Origin of the sequence: Campylobacter sp. CCUG 57310, assembly GCF_013201975.1 — a bacterium.
Taxonomy (GTDB): Bacteria; Campylobacterota; Campylobacteria; order Campylobacterales; family Campylobacteraceae; genus Campylobacter_A; species Campylobacter_A canis.
The window spans coordinates 593,072-617,587 of sequence record NZ_CP053845.1; the positions used below are offsets into that span (position 1 = coordinate 593,072).

Below are 24,516 nucleotides of genomic sequence, written 5' to 3' on the forward strand. Positions count from 1 at the left end.
TTAAAAATCATTATCATATCAAGAAATTTATAAATTTTTGATTTATTCTATATCCAAAAATGCCTCATCGCTAAAGCCAAAATATACATTTTCGCCTGTTGTTAGTTTATTTCCTATAAAATTTTGGCTACTAACGACCGCTTTTATAAGAAAATCTCCGATTTTGACCTTAACCAAAAGAGATGTGCCGTAGATAATGGAAACGGAGTGTAAAAGTCCGCTAAAACTACCGACAAAAGGCTCTTTGCTTAATATTATCTTGTTTGGATTGATTGCGATTTTGTTTGCGTTTTTTAGAGCTTGCGGCAATGCAAATTTAACTTCAGAGCCAAAATTTAAAAAGCCGTTTTGATTTTCAAATATGTTTTTTATCTCAAATTCGCTTACCTTACCTCTGTGCAAAAACACGCTATCTTGCGCGATTGCGCTTAGCCATTTTTCATCGTGGCTCGCGATTATAAAGCCGCTTTTATATTGCTCGTGCTGATATTTTACGGCTTTACCAAACAGCTTTGAAGTGGCTAGATCTACGCTATTTGTCGGCTCGTCAAGTAAATTTAGCTTTGAGCGCAAAGCAAGCACGAGAGCAAACGCTATGCGCTGAGTTTGACCCGAGCTTAACTCATAATTTTTCTTATCCAAAAAGCTCTCGTCAAGCCCTACAAGCTCGAGCGCTTCGCCAATTCTTGAGTTAAATTCTCGCTCTAAATTTCTACTTTTTAACGCAAACTCGAAATTTTGCCTCACACCTCTTTTAAGAAGCATAGGCTCGGGAAAAAGCACTGAAATTTGACGCAGGGTTTTTAGACTAGGCTTGCTCTCTTTCCAAATTTCGACATAACCCGAATTTGGCTTTTGAAGAAAGGACACAACTCTTATAAGCGTGCTTTTGCCGCTTCCGTTGTTGCCCATAAGTGCGGTTATACCTCTTGTTTGAAGCTCTAATTTTCTTATATCAAGCACGATGTTGTTTTCGTATCTTACGAGCACGTCTTTAAGCTTTATCATTTGTCAAGTCTTTTTAGCTGGTGAGTGGTTAAATTTACGGCAAATGCGATAAAAATCAGCACTAAAGCAAGCGCGATACCCATAGAAAATTCGCCCTTGTTTGTTTCAAGCGATATCGCCGTGGTTATAGTTCGGGTAAACCACTTGATGTTTCCGCCTATCATCATCGCAACGCCCACTTCAGCCACGATCCTGCCGTAAGCTGTAGCAAAAACCACAAGAAGCGAGTATCTAAGCTCGTAAAGAACGGCTAGAATGAGCTTAAATTTGCTCAAACGATAGCTCATTAGCGTAAGATAGTGCTTGCGCTCCATATTTTCTATAACGCTTGCCGTTAGCGAAACAACAATAGGCATGGCTAGCACAAACTGCCCTAGCATGACGGCTTTTAGCGTAAATAAAAGTCCAAATTCTCCAAACGGACCGTGTCTTGAGATAAAAGCATAAAGTATAAGTCCGATAGCGACCGTCGGCACTGCTAGAGCCGTATCGCTTAGAAGTCTTAGAAATTTCTTTCCGAAGAAGTTGTAAAATCCCAAAACAAAGCCGATAGGAAATCCGCAGATGATAGCAAGCATGATCGATATGCTTGATGTGTAAAGTGTCGCCTTAATCGCCGAATAAGTCTCTGCATCGCCGTTTAAAAGCAAGCCGAAGGCGGATATTATCCCTTCTAAGATGTAATCCAAAATTAATTTCCCGAATTTGATTTAAATTTATTTAAAATCTGCTATGATAGCACATCTTTATTAAAATTTTAAAGGGAGAAAAATGAAAAAGTTAATCCTAAGCTCACTTGTTGTGGCTTGCACTGTTTTTGCCGCTGATAGCGATCTTGTGATGGCTACTACGACAAGTACCGATAATACTGGCTTGCTAGATGCTATCTATCCTGTTTATAAGGCTGAAACAGGAGTGGATCTAAAATGGACTGCCGTAGGTACGGGAGCGGCACTTAAGCTTGGCGAGAACTGCGATGCCGACATACTTTTCGTGCATTCGCCAAAGGTTGAAAAAGAATTCGTTGAAAAAGGCTTTGGTGTTGAGCGCAAGGCTGTTATGTATAACGACTTCGTTTTAATCGCCGATAAATCAATCGCGCCTAAATTTCAGGGTAAAGACATAAAAGGCTCTTTTGAGATGATTAGGGCTGAGGGCATTAAATTTTTCTCACGCGGCGATAAATCAGGCACCGATAATAAAGAAAAAGGCATCTGGAAAAAAGTTGCAGGCGAAGTTCCTGAAAAAGACGCTTGGTACGCTCAAACAGGCCAAGGCATGCTAGCTACTATAAATGCGGCTGCCGAGCAAAAAGGCGTTACATTTACCGATCGCGGCACATATATCAAATACGAAGCGAACATGAAAAACGATCCGTCGCTTGTAATCGTAAATGAAGGCGATGACGATCTTAAAAATTTCTACTCCGTAATCGCCGTAAATCCTAAACACTGCGCAAAAACCGACGTAGAAAATGCAAATAAATTTATCGAGTGGATAACAGGCGAGAAAGGGCAAAAATTCATAGCCGACTTTAAGCTTATGAATAAGCCTTTATTTACTCCTGATGCGACTACTCGCAAAAACTGATATCTAACTTCTAGGCCTATTGTATTTAGCGGTAGGCTTATTTCTTAAAACTTTAATTTTTTTTAAATTTTTACATTTACAAAACTAGTTTTTGTATAGATTTTTATAGTTTTATCTTTATCAAATTAAAATCAAGATAAAGTAATTTCAGTCTTAATTTTACAAAAAATGATAAACTTATATAAAATATTTTTTAAAAGGATATAAAATGGAATTTGAACGAGCAACTATTTCCATTCTAACAGGCATGATAGGAGGTTTTGCTGCAAATCTTTTTAATGATGAACTTAATCTTGCAAGCATTCTCATGATTGGTGTATGTGGAATGATTGTCTTTCATCTAGTAAAAAAAATAGAAGAAAAAATAAATCATAGTTGTAGATATATTACTTGCAAATAACGGCAAAAAAATAAATTAAAAGCGATAGAAACTATAAAGAACTAGAGAAAGCAAGATCATATCCTAAGATAACCGTATGAGGCCGACTTGTTGGCAGTTACTCCAAGTCTTATAAAAGATTACAATATTGTATTTAAGATTCCTAAATATAATAATGAGAATTTAAGAGATAAAAAAGAGTATTTGGCTGATAAATACACAGGCTATGATTTTTGCTGCCAAATATAACGTTAAATGATAAAATCAAACTAAAGTACTACAAGACAGTAAAAGCTATGGCTATCTTGACTTTTTAAAATATGGAGAGTTATATTCTTTACTATCTTACTCTTACTACTATTAATTAAAATTTTTGCTAAAATCAACTAAAATTTTTAGGAAATTCACCCGCTATGCAGACAATATCTGAAATTTACACCGCCAAAAGCGAGATCAAAAAATCTACATTTTTAAGCTATCTTGTACCGCTTAACGAGTTTAAAGCAGTGCATGAGCGCCTTAAAACTGAGCATCCAAAGGCGGTGCATATAGTCTGGGCTTACCGCGAACTAAATAAATATGGTCAAATCGTAGAAAATCAAAGCGATGACGGCGAGCCAAAAGGCACAAGCGGAGCTCCGAGCTTAAATGCTCTAAGGGGAGCGAATTTGATAAATGCAGGCGTGTTTATAGTGCGCTATTTTGGCGGGATCAAGCTTGGCACGGGCGGGCTTGTAAGAGCTTATAGCTCGGCCGTAAATTTAGCGATAAATGAAGCGGAACTTAAAAAATTTGAGTTTAAAGACGAGTGTAAATTTTATACTCCTTTTGCTTTGATGTCTCGCTTTGAGCATTTTTTTAACTCTCAAAATTTAAACGAATTCGAGCGTGAATTTAACAGTATCGGTGCGATATGGACGGCTAAATTTAACGAAGAAGAGATGAGTAAATTTTATGAATTTGCAAATGTTTTTGAGATTGAGGAGTTTAAATTTCTAGCCTTGCCGATAACGGCTAGAAATTTATTATAATGCAAAACTCTAATTATCTTATATGAGCTTCTACGCGTCTATTTTTGTATCTATTTTCTTTTGTGTTGTTTTTGAATTTCGGCCTATCGCTTCCGTATCCTGTTGAGCTTAATTTGTTTTCGTTTACACCCAGCTTAATCAGTTCATGTTTGACGGCATCGGCTCGTTTTTTGGAAAGTATTTTATTGCGTTTTTTATTTCCGGTATTATCCGTATGACCTTGGATATCTGCACTTTTTTCTGTTTGTATTAAGTAAGTTGCAAATTCCTTAATTTTATCTTTAAATTCATCTTTAATCTCATATTTTGCATTGTCAAAATTTATATCGAAATTATATACTTTATCGTTCCAGCTATGTTTTGATATGTTAAGCCTTGAGACGATAGAATTTAGAGAAGAAGAAAGATCTTCAATATCTCTTGCATCGATGTATACTCCGTTGCCTAATGTTAAATTTTTAAGCTCATTTCTAGTCTTTAAATTTACTTTGTAGCCTATAACAAAAGAGTTTATTGCTAAATTTGAGTTGTCTCTTGCAAGTTTATCGATTTGTACTCTTGTGTTTTTGCTGTTGCAAGTATCATGACTAGAGCCGATAATGATAAGATTTACTTGTGTTTGTGAGTTTTTGGCTAACGAATTTGCTTTTGAGATGGCTTTTGAAAGCGCTGATTTGCCGCCAAAATTTATATTTTCTGTTGAGGCTATAAATTTTTGCATATCGGCAGTAGGATAAATTTGTACATCCGCTTTACAAGAGCCGCTAAAATTTACAAGACTTAAATTTGTTTTATTGCCATCTGTTTTTAATACGATATCTTTTAAACTTTGCATATAAGCATCTGTTTGATTTATGGCACTTGATGTATCCAATACAAATATCGTAAGCGGTTTTTTATTTTCTATGGTTTCATTTTGGACCATTGATTTATTTGTGCAAGCGCTCAAAACTAGTGCGATAGCAAAAATAAGTGTAAGATTTAGAAATTTATTCATTAAAGCTCCTGTTGTTTGAATTTTTGGTAATTATACAATGTTTTAAATTTATGACAAATTTAACACTAGCTTTACAAATCTAATATATCATTTCAAAATAAAATTAGAAATGAGGAGAGAAAATGATTAAAAAAATCGTTGCGGCTTTGATTGTCGCAGCCGTATCAACATGGGCAAAAGGAGCCGAAATGGGAAATAAAACTATAGTTTTAGCGGGAGGGTGCTTCTGGGGGACGGAGGCTTATCTTAAGCAGCTCCCAGGAGTCAAAGATACGTATGTCGCTTATGCAAATTCAAAAGTGCCAAATCCAAGCTATCAGCAAGTAAGCTACGGCAACACAAATGCAGCCGAAGCCGTATATGTCGAGTATGATGAGTATGTTATCGATTTGCCGCATTTGCTTAAGTATTTTTTCTATACGATTGATCCGACTAGCTTAAATAAGCAGGGAAATGATCGCGGAACTCAGTACAGAACGGGAATTTACTTTACCGATCCAAAGGATGAGGCTGAAATTTTAGCTTTTATAAAAGAAAAGCAAAAAGAGTATAGCAAACCTATAGTTGTCGAGGTTATGGCGCTACAAAACATCAGCAAAGCAGAGGAGTATCATCAAGACTACCTAACTAAAAATCCAAACGGATACTGCCACGTGACATTTGAGAGCTTACCTCCAAAAGACGCGGTGCTAAGCAGTAAAAAGAAAGAAGCGAAAATGGATATGGATAAGCTAAAAAGTTATCAAAATAAAAACGATGCACAGCTTAAAAGCGAGCTTAGCGATCTGTCTTACGACGTAGTTAAAAACTCGGCTACAGAAAGGCCTTTTACGAGCGAACTAAATGATGAAAAAAGGGAAGGGATATTTGTAGATATAACTAACGGACAGCCGCTATTTTCATCTTATGATAAATTCAATTCAGGTTCGGGCTGGCCAAGCTTTACCAAGCCGATAGACGGCTCTTTGCTTGGCGAAGTGGCTGATAATAGCTACGGCATGCGAAGGGTTGAAGTGCGCACCAGTCTTTCTGATTCGCACCTTGGGCATGTTTTTGACGACGGTCCAAGAGATAAGGGTGGTCTAAGATACTGCATCAACGGCGCTGCACTTAAATTTATCCCAAAAGAGGATATGGAAAAAGAGGGCTATGGCTACTTGATACCGTATCTTAACGAGCAAGCTAAGGCTGCAAAATAGGGCGAGTGAAATTTGAGCTCATTTAGATCTGTTTATCGTGGATTTAAAATTTTTGCATTACAATTGCGAAACAATTTAATTTAAAGGATAAACAATGGAAGTTTGCACAACCTCTTGAACAAGACTTGACCCGATAGATAAAGCAGGTCTTGAAGCCTTAAAAAAGGCTGGTATAGAAAATCCTGATGTGATAAAAACCATAAAATGTCGCACGGTAGCAAAGGGTAAATTTCGCCACGAAAACTATATCCGCAATCTACCGCCTTATATCGTAGATGAGCCGCCTACGCTTCTTGGTGAGGACACCGCACTAAATCCGAGCGAAGCCGTTCTTGCCGCGCTTGGAAGCTGCGTAGCCGTAGGAATTCATGCAAATGCTGTAGATCAAGATATAGTGATAGCAAATCTTGAGGTTTTGGTTGAGGGCGATCTAAACATCACTGCCGTTTGGGGTACGGGCGATCTTAGCGATAAACCGCTTGGAATGACCGACGTAAGGCTGAAAATAAATCTTAGCACAAACAAAGACGAAGCTACAAACAAAGCTTTAATAGATAAGGCGATTAAATACTCGCCTGTGGTAAATACGCTTTTGCGTAATGTAAATGTTAAAGTTGATTAAAAAATAGCGCTTTGGGTAAGACCCCCAAAGCCTTTGTGCTTAAATTTCTTTTTGGCTAGGTAAAATTTAGCCTAAAATTTTAAAGTAGATAAAAATCCCTCAAGTCCCATTTTGATATCTTTAAATGTGGTTTCAAAATCCTCTGTGTACCAAGGATCGGCGACATCATCGCTAGAGCCTGCAAACGAAAGCAGCTTTGCAACTTTTTCGCTTTTATACCCTGCGATACGCTCGATATTTCTGATGTTTGCCGTGTCCATTGCGATTATGTGGTCGTAGTAGTCTATATCGCTCTTTTTCATCTGAACGGCTCTGTGTGATACTACCGCTACGCCTTTTTCTTTTAATTTAGATTGTGTGCCGTGATGAACGGGATTGCCTATCTCTTCGCTGCTTGTGCCTGCCGAAGCTATTTCAAATTTGCTCGCTAAACCGAGCTTCGTAACTATGTGCGTAAATAAAGACTCCGCCATCGTGCTTCTGCAGATGTTTCCGTGACATACGAACAAAACCTTTATCATGTACTTAAACTCCAGCCTCAAGCTGCTGCATATACTCTTCAAATGTGCCTTTAAAATCCACTATCTCGCCATCTCCTTTAAGGTGGATAATGCGGTTTGCAAACGCATCAATGAGCTCCCTATCGTGGCTTATGCAGATTACGTTGCCGTTAAATTTATAAAGAGCCTCGCCAAGAGCGATGATAGCCTCAAGGTCAAGGTGGTTGTTTGGTTCATCCAAGATCAGCAAATTTCCGCGGTCAAGCATGATCTTACTAAGCATTAGGCGGTGCTTTTCGCCTCCGCTTAACGAGCTTACTGATTTTTCTTGCTCGGCACCGCTAAAGAGCATTCTGCCAAGGCACTTTCTGATCTCATCTAGGTCTTTGTTTTTCTCATCTTGTAGCCACTCGTATAGCTTAAGTTCGCCTGAAATTTTATTTGTCGTATCTTGCGCGAAGTAGCTTGGCTCGATGGTTGCGCCTATGTGGATATCGCCGCTATCGGGCTTAACCTCTCCTATGATGATTTTAGCTAGGGTGCTTTTGCCTACGCCGTTTGCGCCGATGATGGCTACTTTGTCGTTCTTTTCGAGCTTGAAGCTAAAATTTTCAAAAAGCGTTTTGTCAAATTTCTTGCTTATATTGCGAACTTCTAAAATTTCGTTTCCGATATCGCGCTTGGTGCGAAAGAGTATGCTCGGATCGCGTCTGCTTGAGACTTTTATCTCTTCGATATCAAGCTTGCTTAACTGCTTTTGACGGCTTGTAGCTTGGCGCGCTTTACTTGCGTTTGCGCTAAATCTAGCGATAAATTTCTCAAGCTCCTCTTTTTCTTTAAGTTTCTTATCGCGCTCCATCTCATGCTGCTTTGCAACGAGAGTTGAGGCGATATACCAGTCGTCGTAGTTGCCTGTAAATTCTCGAATTTTCTTAAAATCCACATCCAAGATATGTGTGCAGACAGCGTTGATAAAGTGGCGGTCGTGGCTGATTACAACCATCGTACCTTCATGGCGGTTTAGTTCGTTTTCAAGCCACTTGATACTTTCGATATCAAGGTTGTTGGTCGGCTCGTCTAAAAATAAAATATCAGGCTTTGGAAAGAGCACTTGAGCTAAAAGTACCTTAAATTTGTCCGAATTTTCAACTTCGCTCATAAGCTTATCAAAGTCGCTAAAACCAAGCGAGCTTAGGATTTTTTCTATCCTTGTTTCATACTCGTAGCTTGGATCTTCTTCAGCCGTTATCATCTCCAAAACGCCCAAACGCTCGTTTATCTCGTCGGTAAATTCCTTGCTCATGTAAAGCTTTTCTTTCTCTTTAACCGCGTCATAAAGGCGCTTGTTGCCGTATAAAACGGCGTCTTTAATGGTGAAATTTTCAAACGCGAACTGATCTTGCCCGAGCGTGCCTACTCTAAGTCCGTTTTCTATGACGATATCGCCTGAATTTGCTTCAAGCTCGCCTGATAAAATTTTTAAGAACGTTGATTTGCCCGCGCCATTTGCGCCGATGAGCCCGTATCTATTTTGGCGATTTAGCTTTAAATTTACATCTTCAAATAGAAGTTGCGCATTAAATCTCATAACTAAATTTTTAATCTCAACCATAAATTTACCTCTGAATTTCGTTATTTTTAATAATCTAATTATCTTGCCAAAAAGTTGTTTAAAATTCGTATAAACTAAATTTGTATAGTTATAAAAATTTATTAATAATATTTATTATTAATTATTTTATTTTTAAGTTTTATTAATTTTATTTAATATTATGATACAATTGCGTTTTTATAGCTCTTTGAGACAAATGAGTGTATTTAGGTTGATTTAAGATATGACGACAAAGTATAATATATCAAATATTCAATATAGGGCCGGTAAAAACGGACAAAACCAAGTATATAATTTCTTGTTGCTACTTTTTGTATTTATAAATATCATAATTTGTATATTTTTAATAATTCAAAATATAGACTTTAAAATTATTACCGTATACCTTATCACCGCTTTAATTACTTTCGGATTTTACTATCAAAGAAGATCTTCAAAAGAGGTTGTAATATACTGGGTGCATGGAGCTGTAGTCTTTCACGCCGTATTTGGGATTTTGTTATTTGGTTGGGGATACGGTATAGAAAATATTTTTATTTGGGCTATAGGCGCTAATTATTTTATGATCTTAAAGAGGAATTTTTTCTCTTTTGCCATTATGATGTTTGAAGCTACTCTTTATTTGATACTTTATCTTTATAGAGATAGTTTGGGTATGCAGCTACTTGATGAGAAATTTAAAGAAGGCTGTTATATATTTTTATTTCTTTGTATATTTACTTCGTTTTTAAAAAGAACTATGGCTCTTGGCTCTATGCATGTTCAAAATTTTGAAGATATTAAGATGAAAAGCGATAAAGCTAAGGAGATATCCGAGCATGACTATCTGACGGGACTCAAAAATCGCTTGATAGTAGAGGATCATATAAAGGATATGTTGAAAATTTATTCAAATCAGGGTAAAACTTATGGCGGCAAAAAAGAGATACTCATAGCGCTTGCGGATATAGATAACTTCAAAAACATAAACGATACTTTTGGACATACTCAAGGCGATGAAGTGCTCAAAGCTACCGCTGGAGCACTTAGTGAAAATTTTAGAGCCGATGAAGATGTAGTTTCTAGATGGGGTGGAGAGGAATTTTTAATAGCCGCTTTTATCTCAAACAAATGCGATGCGGAGAAAATTTTAAATAGAATTTTACGTAAGGTAAACATGATAAAGACTCCTGACGATAAGGGTGTCGGAGTAACTTTTGGCGCTATTATTTTAAGTGACGATGTTGGATCTGATGTGGACATTAAGCAGATTATAAAGAGTGCCGATGAGCTTTTATATGAAGGCAAAAAAGAGGGGAAAAACCGGGTTAAGATTAAGAAATGGGCACAAGAATGAGAAGGTCTTTTATCGGTTCTGATATCAGCAAAAAATTACAGATTATAATGATAGCTTTTATGCTCGTTCATATAATGTATTTTGTCATATTTTTGTATATCAATAAGCCTTATTTATCCATGATGAATATCGCTAGCGTTTTGGTATATGTGTATCTGGCTTATATCTTAAAAGATAGTAATATGATTCAAAGAGTTCTTGTAGTAACAAGATTTGAGATATTTATCCACGCTTTTGTTTGCACCTGTGTGCTTGGTTGGGGATATGGATTTCAAAATATCATTTTAGCCCTTATCTCGGTGGCTTTTTTTACTAATTCCATAGGCAAGATACTTGGATATGTAGCAGCGTTTATTCAGGGCGCAGTTTATTTATTACTATATGTTTTGCTTCATGATACGACCGAGATTGTAAGTAGTCAAGCTCAGCTGATATACGTATTTAACTTTCTTTTGGTAGTTTGCGCTCTTGTAGTGTTTTCGTCTTTGCTTGGAATTTTCAATACCATGATATATCTAAGTATGCTTGACAAACAACAAGAGTTTGAGATGGCGGCAAATAAAGACCCGCTTACTCAGTTGCCAAATCGCAGAGCTTTTATAAATTTAGTTCAAGGAAACGCTTTTAACTCTAAAAGCAGCATAAGCGTAGCGGTAGGCGATTTGGATGATTTTAAACGCATTAACGACAAATTCGGACACAATGCAGGTGATGAGGTGCTAAGAAAAGTTGCGAATATCATCAAGACAAGCCTTAGGAAGCAAGACTATGCGTTTAGATTTGGCGGCGAAGAGTTTTTGCTACTTATAATAAATACGAATTTGAAAAATTCAAACATCATATTAAATCGCATTAGGGAAAAAATCCATAAACACACCTTTAAATTTGAGCAAGAAAAGCTTAACGTATCGATAACTTTTGGCTTTGCTTATGCCGATATAGACGATAAATTTGACATTGATAACGCTATTAAAGAGGCTGATAGCTTGCTGGGTCAAGGCAAAAAATCAGGCAAAAACTGTATCACGGGCAAGGTTTTAAGGGATATTAAATTTAAAGAAGCCCAATCCTGAAACTCTCTTTCGTAAAATCCAAAAACATCATCTCTTCTTCTAAAATTTCAGGCTTTAACTTCGCTATCAATCCTTATGTGGGTTGCCCGCACGCTTGCATTTATTGTTATGCCGAATTTATGCAAAAGATGAGCGGACACTCTGAAAAGTGGGGAGAATTTGTTGATATTAAGGAGTTTGATGAAAGCTCGCTTGAGAAATTTATGCGAAATTACAAAGGCGAGCGGATTTTTATGAGTTCGGTTACGGATTGTTATAATCCGTTTGAAGCTAAATTTAAAAACACTCGCAAAGTGCTTGAAGCGTTAGCAAATTCGGATGTGAATTTGCAAATTCTAACCAAGTCAAGTTTAGTAGTGCGTGATATCAATCTTTTTAAAACTATGCCAAATTTAAGAGTAGGGCTTAGTTTCTCTACTCTTGATGAGAATTTGCGAGCCGTTTTTGAGCCCAGATCAAGCAGGATTAGTGAACGTTTAGATGCGTTAAGAAGCTTAAGAGAGCAGGGCGTTAAGACATTTTTATTTGTTGCTCCTATTTTTCCGGTTATTACTCCTGCGATTAAATTCGCACAAGATTACGGCGGTATGACAGATGAGATTATGTTTGACAGGCTAAATTTGTATCCTGCCTTTAAAGATAAAATTTTAGCCTTTATAGGGCGAAATTTCCCGCATCTTTTAGGACTTTATAAGCAAATTTATATTTTTGGCGATGATAGTTACTACGCAGGTCTTAAATCAAATTTGCAAGATGTTTTAAACGCTAATAAGCTACAATACAAGATATTTTTTTAAGGATTTTTATGGGTAAGACCGTTTTATATCTTTCTAGTGTATTTTTTCTGTTTTATCTGGTTGTTTTAGCTCTGCTTTATGTATTTCAAGAAAAACTCCTGTTTGTTCCCACAAAGCTTGCAAGCGACTATAAATTCGAGTTTGGCGGTAAGTTTGAAGAGATAAATTTAAATGTAGAGGGTGCAACCTTAAACGGGCTTCATTTTTACGCACACGACCCAAAGGGCGCGGTTTTGTTTTTACACGGCAATGCAGGCTCGCTAAAAGGCTGGGGCGGTTTTGGTAAGTTTTATACCGATTTAGGCTATGATTTTTATGTTTTTGACTATAGGGGCTATGGCAAAAGTAGCGGCGAAATTTCAAATCAAAACGAGCTTTATAATGATAGCTACGAGATGATGAAGCGAGTGCTTGAGGATTTTGATATAGGCAAGATAAGGCTGGTCGGATACTCGCTTGGAAGCGGACTTGCGGCAAATATCGCGAGTAAATTTGACGTACGCGAGCTTGTTTTGGTTGCGCCTTATTTTAAATTTGACGAGCTGGCAAGCTCAAAAGTGTTTTTTGTGCCAAAATTTATAGTTAAATACAAAATTCCGACAGTTTCGTTCTTAAAAGAGGCAAAAAATACGAACATATCGATAATTCACGGCAAATTTGATGATCTTATAGAAGTTTTAAATTCTCATAAATTAGCTAAAATTTTAAAGCCCACGGATAAATTTTATGAGATTGATGCGGGGCATAACGATATACTTTATAATGCGGAATTTGAGCAAATTTTAGAAGGAATTTTAAGCAAGTAGTCTTAAGCCCGCCTTGTTTTAAGCGGGCTTAAAAGCAAATTTTAATGAAGTGCTTCGTTTAGTTTTATCGCGCGCTTGCTTGCGCTTGCCGTGATCTGACCTGTTTGGCTGTTTTGGCGGAAGTGAAGTCCGTCAAGATTTGCTAGCTCAAGACCTTTGTAAATTTCGCGATCAAATTTGAAATTTGGATTTATCTCATTTAGCTTCGCTCGCTCGGCTTCGTTTATAAACACCTTTGTACCTTCTAGTATCGCGATTCCTGCATCGACTATGCATTTATCGCCAAGAGGGATTCCCGTAACGGAATTTGCGCCAAGCAAGCAGTTTTTGCCGATGCTTACGGGATTGCCGTTTGTGCCGCTTAGCACGCCAAGGATGCTTGCTCCTCCGCCCACGTCGCTTCCTTCGCCGACTACGACGGAGCTGCTTACTCGCCCTTCTATCATAACAGAACCTGTCGTGCCCGCGTTAAAATTCACATACGCAGCGCCCGGCATTACTGTAGTGCCCGGATGTATGGACGCACCTAGGCGAACCTTTGCGCTATCAAGGATTCTTGTATTATCGCTTGGGATGATGTGGCTTAAGAAACGCGGGAACTTATCTACGCTTACTATCGCAGGATATCCGCCGCTCATCTTTAGCCAAATTTCGTTTTTGCGAAGCCACTCAAGCTCGATCGGGATATTTCGACTTGTCCATGCTACGTTTGGTAGCACGCCAAACGCTCCGTCAAGCACCAGGCTTCTAAGCGGAGCTTTGTTTAAAGAGAGTATATAAAGCTTCAGATATACGATTTCAACGCTCTTTGGCTTGGCATCTTCAAACATAAATACGATCTTAAATTTATCCTCGTTGTTTTCCAAATCCTCTTCAAAAGCGTGCTTTATCATGTGTAAAACTTGCACGTTTTTGTGTTTTTCAAGCTCGTTTTCAAAGACGCTAAAGAGTTTGCTTGCTTTTTTGGCTACTTTTGGAGTAAATTCGGCTACAAATTCGCTATCCGTGAAATCAACCTCCACTCCGCACTTTTCAAGAGCCCATATAAACGCGGCGGCTGACAAAAAGTTCTCTTTATAATTTACTACCGCGTAGCTTGCTTGCAGAATTTTATCTCTGTTAAGCTGACCTCTATCTACTCTAGCGATAGCAAACGCAACCGGGTCTTTATAGCCCTTTTTAGCTCTAAATTTCTCGCAAAATTCTTTGAATTCATCGGCTGTTTTAAACTCTTTTGACATTTTTACTCCTTGTAAATTTATTTTGTGAAGTTTAACTAAATATTGTTTAAGATGAAATTTTGAAGTTGTGTTAGTTGGTTAAATCCCCAAAAACAGGGGATTTAAACTAGTTATTATTTACTGCAGGCTGATTTGCCGTCCATTACGGGCTGGATCGATGAGTTATCGGCTCCGCCGCCGTTATTGATATTTTCTATTATCTCCCAAAGGCGAGAAGCGGCTTTTTCGTAGCGTTTTGCGGTTACGGAATTTGGCTCATAAAAGCTTATCGGTTTTCCGCTATCGCCACCTACGCGCACGGCAGGTTCGATCGGTACTTCGGCTAAAACCTCGGTTTTATAGGCTTTTGCCATCTCTTCGGTAGTTCCTTTGCCAAATATATCATACTCCTTACCGCTTTCAGGACAGATAAATCCGCTCATGTTTTCTATCACGCCTGCGATTGGGATATGCAGTTTTTCAAACATATCAAGCGCTCTTTTGCTATCATCAAGTGCGACTACTTGAGGTGTTGTTACGCAAATTCCGGCAGTTACCGGTACGCTTTGAGCAAGCGTTAGCTGTGCATCGCCCGTTCCCGGAGGCATATCCAAAAACAGCACATCAAGCTCGCTCCATATAACGTCTTTTAAAAGCTGCTCGATAGCTTTCATTATCATAGATCCTCGCCATATAAGGCTCGTTCCTTCCTCCATAAGCACGCCCATGCTCATCATCTCAACGCCGTGGCTAAGTATCGGACGAAGCTTGTTGCCTATAACTTGAGGCTGAGTATTTACCTCTCCAAGCATTCTTGGGATGTTTGGTCCGTATATGTCGGCATCTAAAATTCCCACTTTTTTACCGAGTTTTGCCATGGATATAGCTAAATTTAAAGTCGTTGTCGATTTGCCTACTCCGCCTTTTCCCGAGCTTACCATGACGAAATTTTTAACTTGCGGAGCTATGTTTTTACCGCTTTGAGAGTTGCTTTTTTCCTCGGGAATTTTTGGCTGGATTATATTGATAACAGCCTCGTTTGAGCCAAGAACTCTTTGGATATCCAATCGAAGCTCTTTTGCTATGTCGGGATTTGAGCTTACGATCTCAACCTCTACTAAAATTTTATCGCCAATCTCTACGTTTTTTACAAATCCAAAGCTTACTATGTCTTTTTCAAAGCCCGGATATATAACGCCTTTTAATCTTTCGATAACCTGTTCTTTACTTAACATCATTCTCCTTTATAATATTTCTTGAAATTTTATAAGCGCAAAATTTTGGCCCGCACATCGAGCAAAATTCAGCCTCTTTAAAAACATCCTGAGGCAGGCTTTCATCGTGAAGTTCACGAGCTTTATTAGGATCAAGAGCCAGTTCAAACTGCTTGTTCCAGTCAAAGTTATACCTAGCATCACTCATTGCGTGATCGCGCTCTATGGCGCCTGATCGCTTTCGGCCTACGTCCGCTGCGTGAGCGGCTATCTTGTGAGCTATGATACCGTCTCTTACGTCTGCGGCATTTGGCAAGCCTAAATGCTCTTTTGGCGTTACATAACAAAGCATACTAGCTCCGTGATACGCCGCCAAAGCGCCGCCTATGGCGGATGTTATATGATCATATCCTGCGCCGATGTCGCTAACAAGCGGTCCAAGTACGTAAAACGGAGCATTGTGGCAAAGCTCTTGTTCTATTTTCATATTATACTCAATTTCGTTTAAAGGTATATGACCCGGACCTTCAACCATGACCTGCACATTCTTTTCCCACGCTCTAAGCGTTAGCTCCCCAAGTACTTTTAGCTCGCTTAGCTGCGCTTCGTCGGTTGCGTCATACAAACATCCCGGACGCAAGCTATCTCCAAGTGATAGCGCTACGTCATATTTAGCGCAGATATCGCAAATTTCATCAAAGGCTTCGTAAAAAGGATTTTCTTTATGATAGTGCATCATCCAGCTTGCCATAAGGCTTCCGCCACGGCTTACGATACCCATTTTTCGCTTTGAGATTAAAGGCATGAATTTTAGCAAAAATCCCGCATGTATCGTAAAGTAACTCACACCTTGCTTAGCCTGTCTTTCTATGACTTCTAGCATCTTATCTATGGTTAAATTTTCGATGTTTTTTACATCGTGTATGATTTGATACATAGGCACTGTTCCTACGGGAACGGTTGAATTTGCGATGATCGCCTCTCTTATTTTATCAAGATCTCCACCGGTTGATAGATCCATAACGGTATCGGCGCCGTATTTTAGGCATACGGATAGCTTTTCTAACTCGCCTTCTATATCGCTTGCAAGGCTTGAGTTGCCGATATTGGCATTTACTTTTGTCTTTGCTTGCATGCCTATTGCCATCGGAGTTAAATTTACGTGATTGATGTTAGCAGGTATTATCATGCTACCTTTTGCTACTTCTTTACACACTAGCTCTGCGTCTAAATTTTCGATTTTAGCTACGAATTTCATCTCTTCCGTGATGATGCCACGCTTAGCATAATACATCTGTGTCGGTGTTTTATCGTTTAATCTCTCTTTTATCCAGTCTTTTCTCATTAGCTAACTCTCCTAAATAAAATAGAAATAATACTACTCAAAAAAAGATAAAAAAAAGCTTTTTGAGTGTATAATATCGTAACACTTTTGTAAAAAGGATGAAATTTGTTTGATATATCGCTTATCATGCTTGGAGCCGGCAACTCAACCAGATTTGAAATGCCCGTAAAAAAGCAGTGGTTACGCATAGGAGATGAGCCGCTTTGGTTGTTTGCCACTAAAAATTTAAGCTCTCATTATCCATTTAAAGATGTCATAGTGGTAAGCAATGAGGCTGATTACATGAGTAAATTTGCGCCACATTACAGCTTTGTGCGTGGTGGAGTTACACGACAAGAGAGTTTAAAAAACGCTCTTGGTAAGGTTAGTAGCGAATTTGTTCTAGTTAGTGATATAGCTCGACCCTGTATCGGTGCGAATTTACTATCAAAGATAATAGAAGGGCTAAATAATGCCGACTGCGTAGTGCCGGTGCTTAAAGTTGCAGACACGGTCTATCTTGAAGATGATGTCATCGATAGAGATAGAGTAAAGCTAGTCCAAACTCCCCAGCTTTCAAGAACCGATCTGCTTAAAAAAGCCTTGCAAAGCGATAAAATTTACACTGACGATAGCTCGGCGATGAGAGCGATAGGGGCTAAAATTTGGTATGTTTTAGGCGATGAAAACGCTAGAAAGATTACTTTTAAAGAGGATTTGGCCAAAATTTCTTGCCTAAAAGCTCCGAAAAATGAAATTTATCTTGGCAACGGCTTTGACGTACATGCCTTTGAAGAGGGAAATTTCGTAACAATTTGCGGTGAGAAAATTCCGCATAAATTTAAATTCAAGGCTCATTCTGACGGCGATGTGGCAACTCATGCCTTAATAGACGCTATTTTAGGAGCGGCATCGTTAGGCGATATAGGCGAGCTTTTCCCTGACACCGATGATAAATATAAAGGAGCCGATTCGATAGAGCTTTTAAAACAGGCGTATAAGCTCGTTCAAAGCGTTGGATTTGAGCTGGTAAATGCCGACATAACCGTTATGGCGCAAGCTCCGAAACTAAGCGCTTTTAAGCTTAAGATGGCTCAAAATATAGCCCAAGCGCTAAATATAAGCGCAAGCAGGATAAATGTAAAGGCAACAACTACGGAAAAATTAGGATTTGTCGGGCGTGGCGAAGGTATAGCCGCAAGTGCGACGGCAAGCCTTAGATATTATGATTGGACGCAAGCATGAAAGTTTTAATAGTAGAAAATGAAATTTATCTAGCTCAGAGTATGGCGACTAAGTTAGGGGATTTGGGCTATGAGTGTGAGATAGCAAGGACGGTAAAAGAGGGGCTTAAGAACGAGTATTTTGATGTTGTGTTACTTTCTGCAACACTTCCGGGTGAGGATTTTTATAAGATCATCAACAAATTTAAAAGCTCTATCATCATCTTACTCATAACCTATATAAGCAACGATACCGTCTCAAATCCGATAAAAGCGGGTGTGAGCGACTACATACAAAAGCCTTTTATGATAGAAGAGCTTGTGCGTAAGATCAAACATTTTGAGGAATTTAAAAGGCTGCAAAGCTTTATCAGGACTTATCAGGATTATTTGAATTATCATTTTAAGGCGGTTTCTAATCTGAATTTTGATTTTAAGAAACTCAAACTTCCTATGCTTATAAAATGCAATAAGATAATAAATGCCGATAATTTCGTATTTGAATACGCAAAGGCTATGAATTTATCATTTAAATTTATCCCGCTTGATCAAAATCCCGATTTTGAAACCATAGCAAAAGACAATCCTAGGGATTTGCTGTACTTTTCAAATTTTCAAATTTTAAGAAGCGACGATAAGAATAAAATTTACAACCTCGCGATGAAAAGAAAGCTTATAATAAGCTCTACCAATCAGAACGAAAGCGCAAATTTTGAAATTTTAAATATCACTACCGATGAGAAAAATTTCCAGATAGATGAAATTTTAACTATTGATGATTATATCAAGCATATTATAGTGAATTATCAAGAGAATTATCCTGACACCGAGCTTAGTAAGAAGCTTGGCATTTCGCGTAAATCGCTTTGGGAAAAGAGGAAAAAATACGATGTCGTCAAGAAAAAATAACACTATCTTAATAAACGAGGAAGCTTACGGTGCACTTGAGCTGATTCACAATCAAATTTTTAGCAAATTTAATCGCTTGATGAATGAAAAAGAGGCGCAAGAGGTGTATGAAACAGGCTTTTTAAACGGAGAGCCGATGCCTTATAGCTTTATTTTAGCCCCTTTTGGCAAGCGTAACCAAGAGTGCTTAAAAAATGCAAAGAGCGGAGACAAGATCGAGCTTTTAAAAGATGATAAGATAGTCGGACACATCGTTGTTGATAGTGTTTTTAAATTTAACCAATCTAAAAAATATCAAAACATCTTTCATGCAAATGAGACTATCCAAACCGAGCTAATCCAAAGCGGAGAGCTTGCGGTAAGCGGTAAATTTGAAATTTATAGCGATATATTTAAAAAAGTAAAAGAGGAGATAGCAACCGTAAAAAACGAGCTAAACGCGCAAAAAATAACCGCCGTAATGCTAACTGCCGAGCCTTTTAACAGGGCCCACGAGAGGCTTATCAGGATGACGATAGATAAGGCGGATATTGTTCTTTTATTTTTGCTTAAGAGCTACAAGAGTGACTGGGAGATAGAATTTGGGCTTAAAAAGCGCGTGATGGAGTATTTTTCGCAAAATTACCTGCCTAAAAACCGCCTTATAATAGTGCCTTTTGAAAACTCAAATTTGTTTAGCGCGCATATGAACCCGACTCTTGAGTGTATAGCCGCAAACAGTCTTGGCGCAGATAAGCTCGTTGTCGGGCAAAATCACGCAGGCATCGGGATGTTTTATGATCAAAATGTCGCGCATACCATACTTGAAAAATACAAAGAGGCTTTAAAGCTTGAGATAATCGTGCTTCCAGAGCTTGTGTATTGTAATGAATGCAGGACGATAGTAAGCACCAAAACTTGCCCGCACGGACAGCATCATCATATAAAATATCACACAAGCACTCTTAAAGCGCTTCTTCAGCAGGGAATTTTGCCTCCTGCGATTTTGATGAGGCGGGATATCTCGGCAATAATTTTAAGTGAAGTTTTTCCGAATAGATTTAAAAATCTACAAAAGCTTTATGATGATCTATTTCCAAATTCGGGACTTCTTGAGAATCATACCGAGAGAGAATTTTATGAGGAGCTTATGCAACTTTATCAGACGACCTCGCTTACTTGATTTTGTCTTTGGCTACGGCTTGTCAAATTTGAGGCTTAAATTTATGCTGTTTAAGATATCTTTATGTAAAGCGGTTTGGCTAAGTTTTGCCTTGGATATAAAGCTGAAAATTTAATAATTTTAAGGAAATTTATGCAAAAACTATTTTTAACCTTTTTTTATACGGGACTTAGTCCAAAAGCACCCGGCACCGTAGGAAGTATCGCAGGAGCTTTGGCAGCTTATCTTGTGCTGGTTGTATTGCCTCCTGAGACGCTATTTTTGTCATCTATTTTGCTATTTGCCGCAAGTATCGGTGTTATCAATAAATACGAAGAGCAAACAGGCGCGCATGATGATAAAAGTATCGTTATAGACGAGGTTGCAGGAGTTTGGCTTGCGCTTTCGATGAGTTCTATTACAGTGGTTCAGTTTTTTTTATCGGTAGTGTTTTTTAGAGTTTTAGATATCACGAAGCCTTCTATTATTGGGCGGGTTGATAGAGGAGTTAAGGGCGGACTTGGCGTAATGGGCGATGATATGCTAGCGGGCTTTTTTGCTGCCTTGATGAGCGCGATTACTTATGCGCTACTTGTGAAATCTGGACTTGATTGCGAATGGATCAACCTTCAAATGCCGTTTTACGAAGTGCCAAATATGATAGAGGGAATTTTAAAATAGACTAATTGGGCATAAATTTGAAGAAATTTATGCCTGTATTGCAAATTTAACAACTGAATTTAATTTTTGTATTTTTCTTTTTGCTATCTTTTTACAAATTAATCGTATTTTAAAGGTTAGAGTTGTTAAGATGTAAGATGTGTAGGTTTAATTTAAGCATCTACTAGATTGTAATGGACTATCGGAATTTACTTCCTACGCCTTGCTTTGCCTTGCTCTTCGTATAATTCTATCTCGTTTGCATAGGTCGGATTTTTCTTTTTTAGTTCGTTGTTCATGAACGCTATTAGCTTCGCATCGGCATTTGAATGGCTTGCAAGAAGGAGGATAAAGCTTAGATAAGCTTTTGCTTCATTTGGAATTTTGCCCTTTTGTTTAGCGGGTATGCTAAATTTATCAGTAAAAATTTTAAGCGCGCCAAACAGCTCATCTTTGGTTGAGGATTTGTTTGCTACTATATCAAGCAAGGAATTTAAGTTGATATTTTCATCCGTTTTTAAAGCAGGCTCGCTTGATACTTTAGGCCTTGATTGAGGAGTTCTTCTTAGCTTAAATATGATCAATAGCAGTATGGCGATGACCGCCGCTACTGCTATTATCAGTGATATTATAACTATGGATTTGGTATCCAAATTATTCCTTATAGCCTTACGTTTGGCGACTTTCTAAAGTATGCCGCGATAGCTATTATTACCATTATAAGCATAGTTATCCATACGAAATCAGGCACCGGCACCGGATCGCCCGCCGCATACGAGTGCATACCGCTTAGATAGAAATTTACGCCAAAATAAGTCATTATAATAGCCCAATAAGCAAACATCGAGCTAACCGCAAAAGCGTATTGGTTGTTGAGTTTTGGAACAAATCTTATGTGCAAAACTACGGCATAAACCAAGATGGAAACGAGCGCCCAAGTCTCTTTAGAGTCCCAGCCCCAGTATCTTCCCCAGCTTTCGTTTGCCCAAACACCGCCAAGGAAGTTTCCAAGCGTAAGAAGGCTAAGACCTAATATCATCGCCATTTCGTTGATACGTGTCGCTTCAAGGATATTTCTTGATATCTCTTTATTTTCTTTTTTGCCTTGGAAGATAAATAGTATAAGCGAAAACATTCCAAGTAGAGAACAAAGCCCTAAAAACCCGTAGCTAGCCGTTATAACAGATACGTGGATAGTTAGCCAATACGACTGAAGCACCGGCACAAGAGTAGTGATTTGCGGATCCATCCAGCTAAGGTGAGCTACAAATAGCGTAATGCCTGCTAGAATCGAAGTAAGCGCCATCGCGATAGGGCTTTGGCGAGAAAATACGATACCCGAAAGACTTAGCGCCCAAGCGATGTAGATCATGGATTCATACGCATTGCTCCAAGGTGCGTGCCCCGAGATATACCAGCGAAGTCCTAGTCCTGCCGTGTGTATCAAAAAGGCTAGGATATTAACTGAATAAACTATCTTAAACATCCAGTTGATGTTAAGTCTAGGGCGAGCCATCTTGATAAATACGAATATAAGCAGAGCAAAGCCCGCTAATAGGTAAAACGGTGTTAGAGAATCAAAAATTTTATATTTGTTAAATAAAATTTCCATATCTATGCGTTTTTTAGTAGGCATTACCGCCGAGCCGTGCTCTTCTTGGTATGTTTTTATTTCTGCAAGCGCTCTGTTTGGCACGCTCCAGTTGCCGCTTCTGCTCGCATCGCTTACGCCCGTAAAATAATCTTGTAAAATTCTACTAATCGGCTCTCTTTCCTCTTTAGGAAAATACATCATCGCACTGGCCGGCGCATACCAAGTGTGATTAGGATCGTCTATCTTTGGAAACATCGTGAAAATTTCACCTACAAATACCATATAAAGTATATTTAGTCTCTCGTCTACTTTTTGGACGTCTTTATCAAAAGTTCCTCTTTCCGCAGGACGCTTTCTGTTGGCTTCCTCGGCATATTTGGTTAGCTTGTATGTGCTTTTGGTTGTATTTTGATCATAAGTAAAAAAGTCGTTAAATTTGGCGTATTTTGCATTTTCATCTACGCCTATCATCTTTTTAAGATCTTTGTTGTGAATCGCTATTATCGGAATTTCGCGCCAATATGGAGCGTTTACCATCATAGAAAGCATGACTTGATTTGCGTTCATACCGTTTATTGTATCTTTTCTATGAACTTTATTTAAAATTTCTCTTGCTATCGTATCAAAAGGCTTCATACGACCGTCTGCGCTTTGAACTATGACTGTTGAAAGCTCTTTTGCATGATCTGCATTTATGTTTGGAGCTTCGTAAGCTTCAGCGCTTGGCGTAAATGCACAGGCGGCAAATATAACAAGCAGGCTTGCTACTTTCTTTATGGCGTCTTGATTTATAAGTTTTGCAAGTTTTCTAAATCTGCTATGAGGATTTACCACGTTAAAAAATAACCCGATTCCAAGCAAGAAGTATCCGAGGTAAGTAGGAATTTTGCCGGGGTCTTTATTTACAGAAAGGATAGTGCCTTTTTCGTCCATGTCGTAAGAGCTTTGGAAAAATCTATATCCTGCATGATCTAGCACGTGGTTCATGTAAATTTTATAGTCGTAATTGCCGGTTTGACTATCTTGCACGACTACGTCGCTTGAGTAGCTCATCGGAGAATTTGATCCTGGATAGCGTTTAAGCTCAAAGTCTTTTAGGTAAAGAGAAAACGGAAGCACTATAGGTTGAGCGCCCCATGTAAGCGTAAAGTCCTGCCCCCCTACGGTTTCATTGACGGGAATGACGTGGTTTTCATAAAGGATCACCTCTTTATTTTCGCCCTCAAAGCTTAAATTCGCCACGATTGCGTCAAAATCGCCATTTTTGCTAACAAGCCTTCTGTCAGCCTTTTCTAAAATTTTTCTCGGAGCGAAATTTATCGTTCCTATCGTATAAAGCTGGCTAGGCAAGAACTCAACCTTGTCTTTTGCGGCATATTCGCCTTTGTCGTTTGACGCCATAATGAAATAGCCGATATTGTGGTTTGAATTCATACTAAATTTGCCGTCTTTGTATTCAAACTGCACGAATTTTTCAAGTGTCGGCTCGGTGTTAAATACAAAGCTAACTCCTCCAAGCTCTCTAACACTACCCGGTCTTAGAGCTACCTCTTCTCGGTTTTGTGTATCTGAAACCACAAGCTCTATTAAAGCTTCGCCGCTACCTGATTCAAAATACTCAAATTCAGCACTTTTATAGTAGGCTTTGTATGTTAGATTCGCTTTTTTGCCTTCTATATCAAGGCTCATATCAAATTCGTTCGGACTCATTGAAGTTATCTGCTTTGGAATGGCTACTTTAAATTCCTTACCGTCTTTTTTAGTCTCCATAGTTATCTTTGAGCCCATCTCATACATTGTGTTTTCGGAAGTATTTTCTCTGATATGAATATTGCCTTCAAACCCAAGATAGCGCGTCATAGCAGAGCCTAGCAGCATGAAGAGAAAACTAAGGTGAAATATAAAAACGGGAAGTTTTTTAGAATCAATAAGCCTGTAGCGGTAGATATTGTAAGCTAAATTTATACCTAAAAGCAGTTGGATCGCAGCGAACCAACCTGCACCATAAACCGCAGCCCATGCGCTTTTAGTATCGTAATAAGTCTCGATAAACGTAGCAAGACCGCTTGCGATAGCAAATAAAAGCAACAATATAAGAGCCGAAGTCATACTAAAAAATATAGATTTTACCCCTCTCATTATTATCCTTTTTAAATTATCAAATGGCACATTATAACAATATTTCTTTAAAAATTTCTGCGCTTAGTTATTAATATGTAACGAATTTTAATATTTTTAGATTATTTTGTATCATTTTTTAAGAAGGATTTATAATTGTGAC

The 24,516-nt window shown here is 38.4% G+C and carries 23 protein-coding genes; 13 read left to right on the forward strand and 10 right to left on the reverse strand.

Features of this window, described 5'->3' with window-relative positions; genetic code table 11:
* Positions 1-42: 42 nt before the first annotated feature.
* Both tupC and tupB read right to left on the reverse strand, forming a co-directional pair.
* Complete coding sequence (tupC, locus tag CORI_RS02995) at positions 43-1,008, reverse strand: tungstate ABC transporter ATP-binding protein TupC (RefSeq protein WP_173030757.1); 966 nt, start codon at positions 1,006-1,008, stop codon at positions 43-45.
* Positions 1,005-1,697: a tungstate ABC transporter permease TupB gene (tupB, locus tag CORI_RS03000; RefSeq protein WP_170020235.1), complete on the reverse strand. Its 693-nt coding sequence runs from the start codon at positions 1,695-1,697 to the stop codon at positions 1,005-1,007. Before tupB ends, tupC begins: the two co-directional genes overlap by 4 nt.
* Before the next feature lie 82 nt (positions 1,698-1,779).
* On the opposite strand from tupB, the gene tupA reads away from it, so the two are divergent.
* The 3 genes from tupA to CORI_RS03015 all read left to right on the forward strand — a co-directional run bounded on the left by tupA (position 1,780) and on the right by CORI_RS03015 (position 4,008).
* Entirely contained in the window at positions 1,780-2,598 is an 819-nt protein-coding gene (tupA, locus tag CORI_RS03005) for a tungstate ABC transporter substrate-binding protein TupA (RefSeq protein WP_173030758.1), read from the forward strand.
* Positions 2,599-2,806: 208 nt separating this feature from the next.
* Entirely contained in the window at positions 2,807-2,998 is a 192-nt protein-coding gene (locus CORI_RS03010) for a hypothetical protein (protein WP_173030759.1), read from the forward strand.
* 392 nt (positions 2,999-3,390) lie between these two features.
* The gene (locus CORI_RS03015; RefSeq protein WP_173030760.1) at positions 3,391-4,008 is read left to right on the forward strand and encodes a YigZ family protein; all 618 of its coding nucleotides are present in this window, start codon (positions 3,391-3,393) and stop codon (positions 4,006-4,008) included.
* Positions 4,009-4,021: 13 nt separating this feature from the next.
* Here the strand turns inward: CORI_RS03015 and CORI_RS03020 are convergent, their stop codons facing one another.
* Positions 4,022-5,005, reverse strand: coding sequence for an OmpA family protein (locus CORI_RS03020; RefSeq protein ID WP_173030761.1), 984 nt, complete (start codon positions 5,003-5,005; stop codon positions 4,022-4,024).
* Between the two features lie 188 nt (positions 5,006-5,193).
* Here CORI_RS03020 and msrB point away from each other — a divergent pair, with 188 nt between their 5' ends.
* A complete protein-coding gene (gene msrB, locus CORI_RS03025; protein WP_254064973.1) occupies positions 5,194-6,204 on the forward strand; it encodes a peptide-methionine (R)-S-oxide reductase MsrB in 1,011 nt (336 codons plus the stop codon).
* A gap of 187 nt (positions 6,205-6,391) precedes the next feature.
* Entirely contained in the window at positions 6,392-6,826 is a 435-nt protein-coding gene (locus tag CORI_RS03030) for an OsmC family protein (RefSeq protein WP_254064949.1), read from the forward strand.
* Positions 6,827-6,897: 71 nt separating this feature from the next.
* Here CORI_RS03030 and CORI_RS03035 read toward each other — a convergent pair whose 3' ends face one another.
* A complete protein-coding gene (locus tag CORI_RS03035) occupies positions 6,898-7,347 on the reverse strand; it encodes a low molecular weight protein-tyrosine-phosphatase (RefSeq protein ID WP_173030763.1) in 450 nt (149 codons plus the stop codon).
* A gap of 4 nt (positions 7,348-7,351) precedes the next feature.
* A complete protein-coding gene (locus CORI_RS03040; protein ID WP_173030764.1) occupies positions 7,352-8,938 on the reverse strand; it encodes an ABC-F family ATP-binding cassette domain-containing protein in 1,587 nt (528 codons plus the stop codon).
* A 223-nt stretch (positions 8,939-9,161) separates the two neighbouring features.
* On the opposite strand from CORI_RS03040, the gene CORI_RS03045 reads away from it, so the two are divergent.
* The 4 genes from CORI_RS03045 to CORI_RS03060 are packed head-to-tail and all read left to right on the forward strand — an operon-like array spanning position 9,162 to position 12,950.
* Complete coding sequence (locus tag CORI_RS03045) at positions 9,162-10,274, forward strand: GGDEF domain-containing protein (RefSeq protein ID WP_173030765.1); 1,113 nt, start codon at positions 9,162-9,164, stop codon at positions 10,272-10,274.
* Positions 10,271-11,347: a GGDEF domain-containing protein gene (locus CORI_RS03050; RefSeq protein WP_173030766.1), complete on the forward strand. Its 1,077-nt coding sequence runs from the start codon at positions 10,271-10,273 to the stop codon at positions 11,345-11,347. The genes CORI_RS03045 and CORI_RS03050 overlap by 4 nt, the downstream gene beginning before the upstream one ends.
* A 44-nt stretch (positions 11,348-11,391) precedes the next feature.
* Complete coding sequence (locus CORI_RS03055; protein ID WP_301952210.1) at positions 11,392-12,144, forward strand: DUF5131 family protein; 753 nt, start codon at positions 11,392-11,394, stop codon at positions 12,142-12,144.
* An 8-nt stretch (positions 12,145-12,152) separates the two neighbouring features.
* A complete protein-coding gene (locus CORI_RS03060; RefSeq protein WP_173030768.1) occupies positions 12,153-12,950 on the forward strand; it encodes an alpha/beta hydrolase in 798 nt (265 codons plus the stop codon).
* A 41-nt stretch (positions 12,951-12,991) separates the two neighbouring features.
* Here the strand turns inward: CORI_RS03060 and CORI_RS03065 are convergent, their stop codons facing one another.
* From CORI_RS03065 to thiC, 3 genes are all read right to left on the reverse strand, one after another.
* Complete coding sequence (locus CORI_RS03065) at positions 12,992-14,191, reverse strand: 2,3,4,5-tetrahydropyridine-2,6-carboxylate N-succinyltransferase (protein WP_173030769.1); 1,200 nt, start codon at positions 14,189-14,191, stop codon at positions 12,992-12,994.
* Positions 14,192-14,304: 113 nt separating this feature from the next.
* Positions 14,305-15,405: an Mrp/NBP35 family ATP-binding protein gene (locus CORI_RS03070; RefSeq protein ID WP_173030770.1), complete on the reverse strand. Its 1,101-nt coding sequence runs from the start codon at positions 15,403-15,405 to the stop codon at positions 14,305-14,307.
* The gene (thiC, locus tag CORI_RS03075; protein ID WP_173030771.1) at positions 15,395-16,729 is read right to left on the reverse strand and encodes a phosphomethylpyrimidine synthase ThiC; all 1,335 of its coding nucleotides are present in this window, start codon (positions 16,727-16,729) and stop codon (positions 15,395-15,397) included. Before thiC ends, CORI_RS03070 begins: the two co-directional genes overlap by 11 nt.
* A gap of 105 nt (positions 16,730-16,834) precedes the next feature.
* On the opposite strand from thiC, the gene CORI_RS03080 reads away from it, so the two are divergent.
* From CORI_RS03080 to CORI_RS03095, 4 genes are all read left to right on the forward strand, one after another.
* Complete coding sequence (locus tag CORI_RS03080) at positions 16,835-17,953, forward strand: bifunctional 2-C-methyl-D-erythritol 4-phosphate cytidylyltransferase/2-C-methyl-D-erythritol 2,4-cyclodiphosphate synthase (protein ID WP_254064950.1); 1,119 nt, start codon at positions 16,835-16,837, stop codon at positions 17,951-17,953.
* Positions 17,950-18,840, forward strand: coding sequence for a response regulator (locus tag CORI_RS03085; RefSeq protein ID WP_172201280.1), 891 nt, complete (start codon positions 17,950-17,952; stop codon positions 18,838-18,840). The genes CORI_RS03080 and CORI_RS03085 overlap by 4 nt, the downstream gene beginning before the upstream one ends.
* Positions 18,821-20,002, forward strand: coding sequence for a sulfate adenylyltransferase (locus CORI_RS03090; protein ID WP_173030772.1), 1,182 nt, complete (start codon positions 18,821-18,823; stop codon positions 20,000-20,002). The genes CORI_RS03085 and CORI_RS03090 overlap by 20 nt, the downstream gene beginning before the upstream one ends.
* 132 nt (positions 20,003-20,134) lie before the next feature.
* Positions 20,135-20,662, forward strand: a complete 528-nt coding sequence (locus tag CORI_RS03095; protein ID WP_173030773.1) for a phosphatidylglycerophosphatase A — start codon at positions 20,135-20,137, stop codon at positions 20,660-20,662.
* A gap of 188 nt (positions 20,663-20,850) precedes the next feature.
* Here CORI_RS03095 and CORI_RS03100 read toward each other — a convergent pair whose 3' ends face one another.
* Positions 20,851-21,294 (reverse strand): fatty-acid--CoA ligase, encoded by a 444-nt coding sequence (locus tag CORI_RS03100; protein WP_173030774.1) that lies wholly within the window; start codon positions 21,292-21,294, stop codon positions 20,851-20,853.
* Positions 21,295-21,302: 8 nt separating this feature from the next.
* Positions 21,303-24,374 (reverse strand): cytochrome c biogenesis protein, encoded by a 3,072-nt coding sequence (gene ccsA, locus CORI_RS03105; protein ID WP_173030775.1) that lies wholly within the window; start codon positions 24,372-24,374, stop codon positions 21,303-21,305.
* Between the last annotated feature and the right edge of the window lie 142 nt (positions 24,375-24,516).

Bases quoted from the DNA above. Each gene is read 5' to 3' on its own strand.
- tupC (WP_173030757.1), bottom strand. From the start codon at position 1,008: ATGATAAAGCTTAAAGACGTGCTCGTAAGATACGAAAACAACATCGTG.
- tupA (WP_173030758.1), top strand. From the start codon at position 1,780: ATGAAAAAGTTAATCCTAAGCTCACTTGTTGTGGCTTGCACTGTTTTT.
- CORI_RS03010 (WP_173030759.1), top strand. From the start codon at position 2,807: ATGGAATTTGAACGAGCAACTATTTCCATTCTAACAGGCATGATAGGA.
- CORI_RS03015 (WP_173030760.1), top strand. From the start codon at position 3,391: ATGCAGACAATATCTGAAATTTACACCGCCAAAAGCGAGATCAAAAAA.
- CORI_RS03020 (WP_173030761.1), bottom strand. From the start codon at position 5,005: ATGAATAAATTTCTAAATCTTACACTTATTTTTGCTATCGCACTAGTT.
- msrB (WP_254064973.1), top strand. From the start codon at position 5,194: ATGGGAAATAAAACTATAGTTTTAGCGGGAGGGTGCTTCTGGGGGACG.
- CORI_RS03035 (WP_173030763.1), bottom strand. From the start codon at position 7,347: ATGATAAAGGTTTTGTTCGTATGTCACGGAAACATCTGCAGAAGCACG.
- CORI_RS03040 (WP_173030764.1), bottom strand. From the start codon at position 8,938: ATGGTTGAGATTAAAAATTTAGTTATGAGATTTAATGCGCAACTTCTA.
- CORI_RS03045 (WP_173030765.1), top strand. From the start codon at position 9,162: ATGACGACAAAGTATAATATATCAAATATTCAATATAGGGCCGGTAAA.
- CORI_RS03050 (WP_173030766.1), top strand. From the start codon at position 10,271: ATGAGAAGGTCTTTTATCGGTTCTGATATCAGCAAAAAATTACAGATT.
- CORI_RS03060 (WP_173030768.1), top strand. From the start codon at position 12,153: ATGGGTAAGACCGTTTTATATCTTTCTAGTGTATTTTTTCTGTTTTAT.
- CORI_RS03065 (WP_173030769.1), bottom strand. From the start codon at position 14,191: ATGTCAAAAGAGTTTAAAACAGCCGATGAATTCAAAGAATTTTGCGAG.
- CORI_RS03070 (WP_173030770.1), bottom strand. From the start codon at position 15,405: ATGTTAAGTAAAGAACAGGTTATCGAAAGATTAAAAGGCGTTATATAT.
- thiC (WP_173030771.1), bottom strand. From the start codon at position 16,729: ATGAGAAAAGACTGGATAAAAGAGAGATTAAACGATAAAACACCGACA.
- CORI_RS03085 (WP_172201280.1), top strand. From the start codon at position 17,950: ATGAAAGTTTTAATAGTAGAAAATGAAATTTATCTAGCTCAGAGTATG.
- CORI_RS03090 (WP_173030772.1), top strand. From the start codon at position 18,821: ATGTCGTCAAGAAAAAATAACACTATCTTAATAAACGAGGAAGCTTAC.
- CORI_RS03095 (WP_173030773.1), top strand. From the start codon at position 20,135: ATGCAAAAACTATTTTTAACCTTTTTTTATACGGGACTTAGTCCAAAA.
- ccsA (WP_173030775.1), bottom strand. From the start codon at position 24,374: ATGAGAGGGGTAAAATCTATATTTTTTAGTATGACTTCGGCTCTTATA.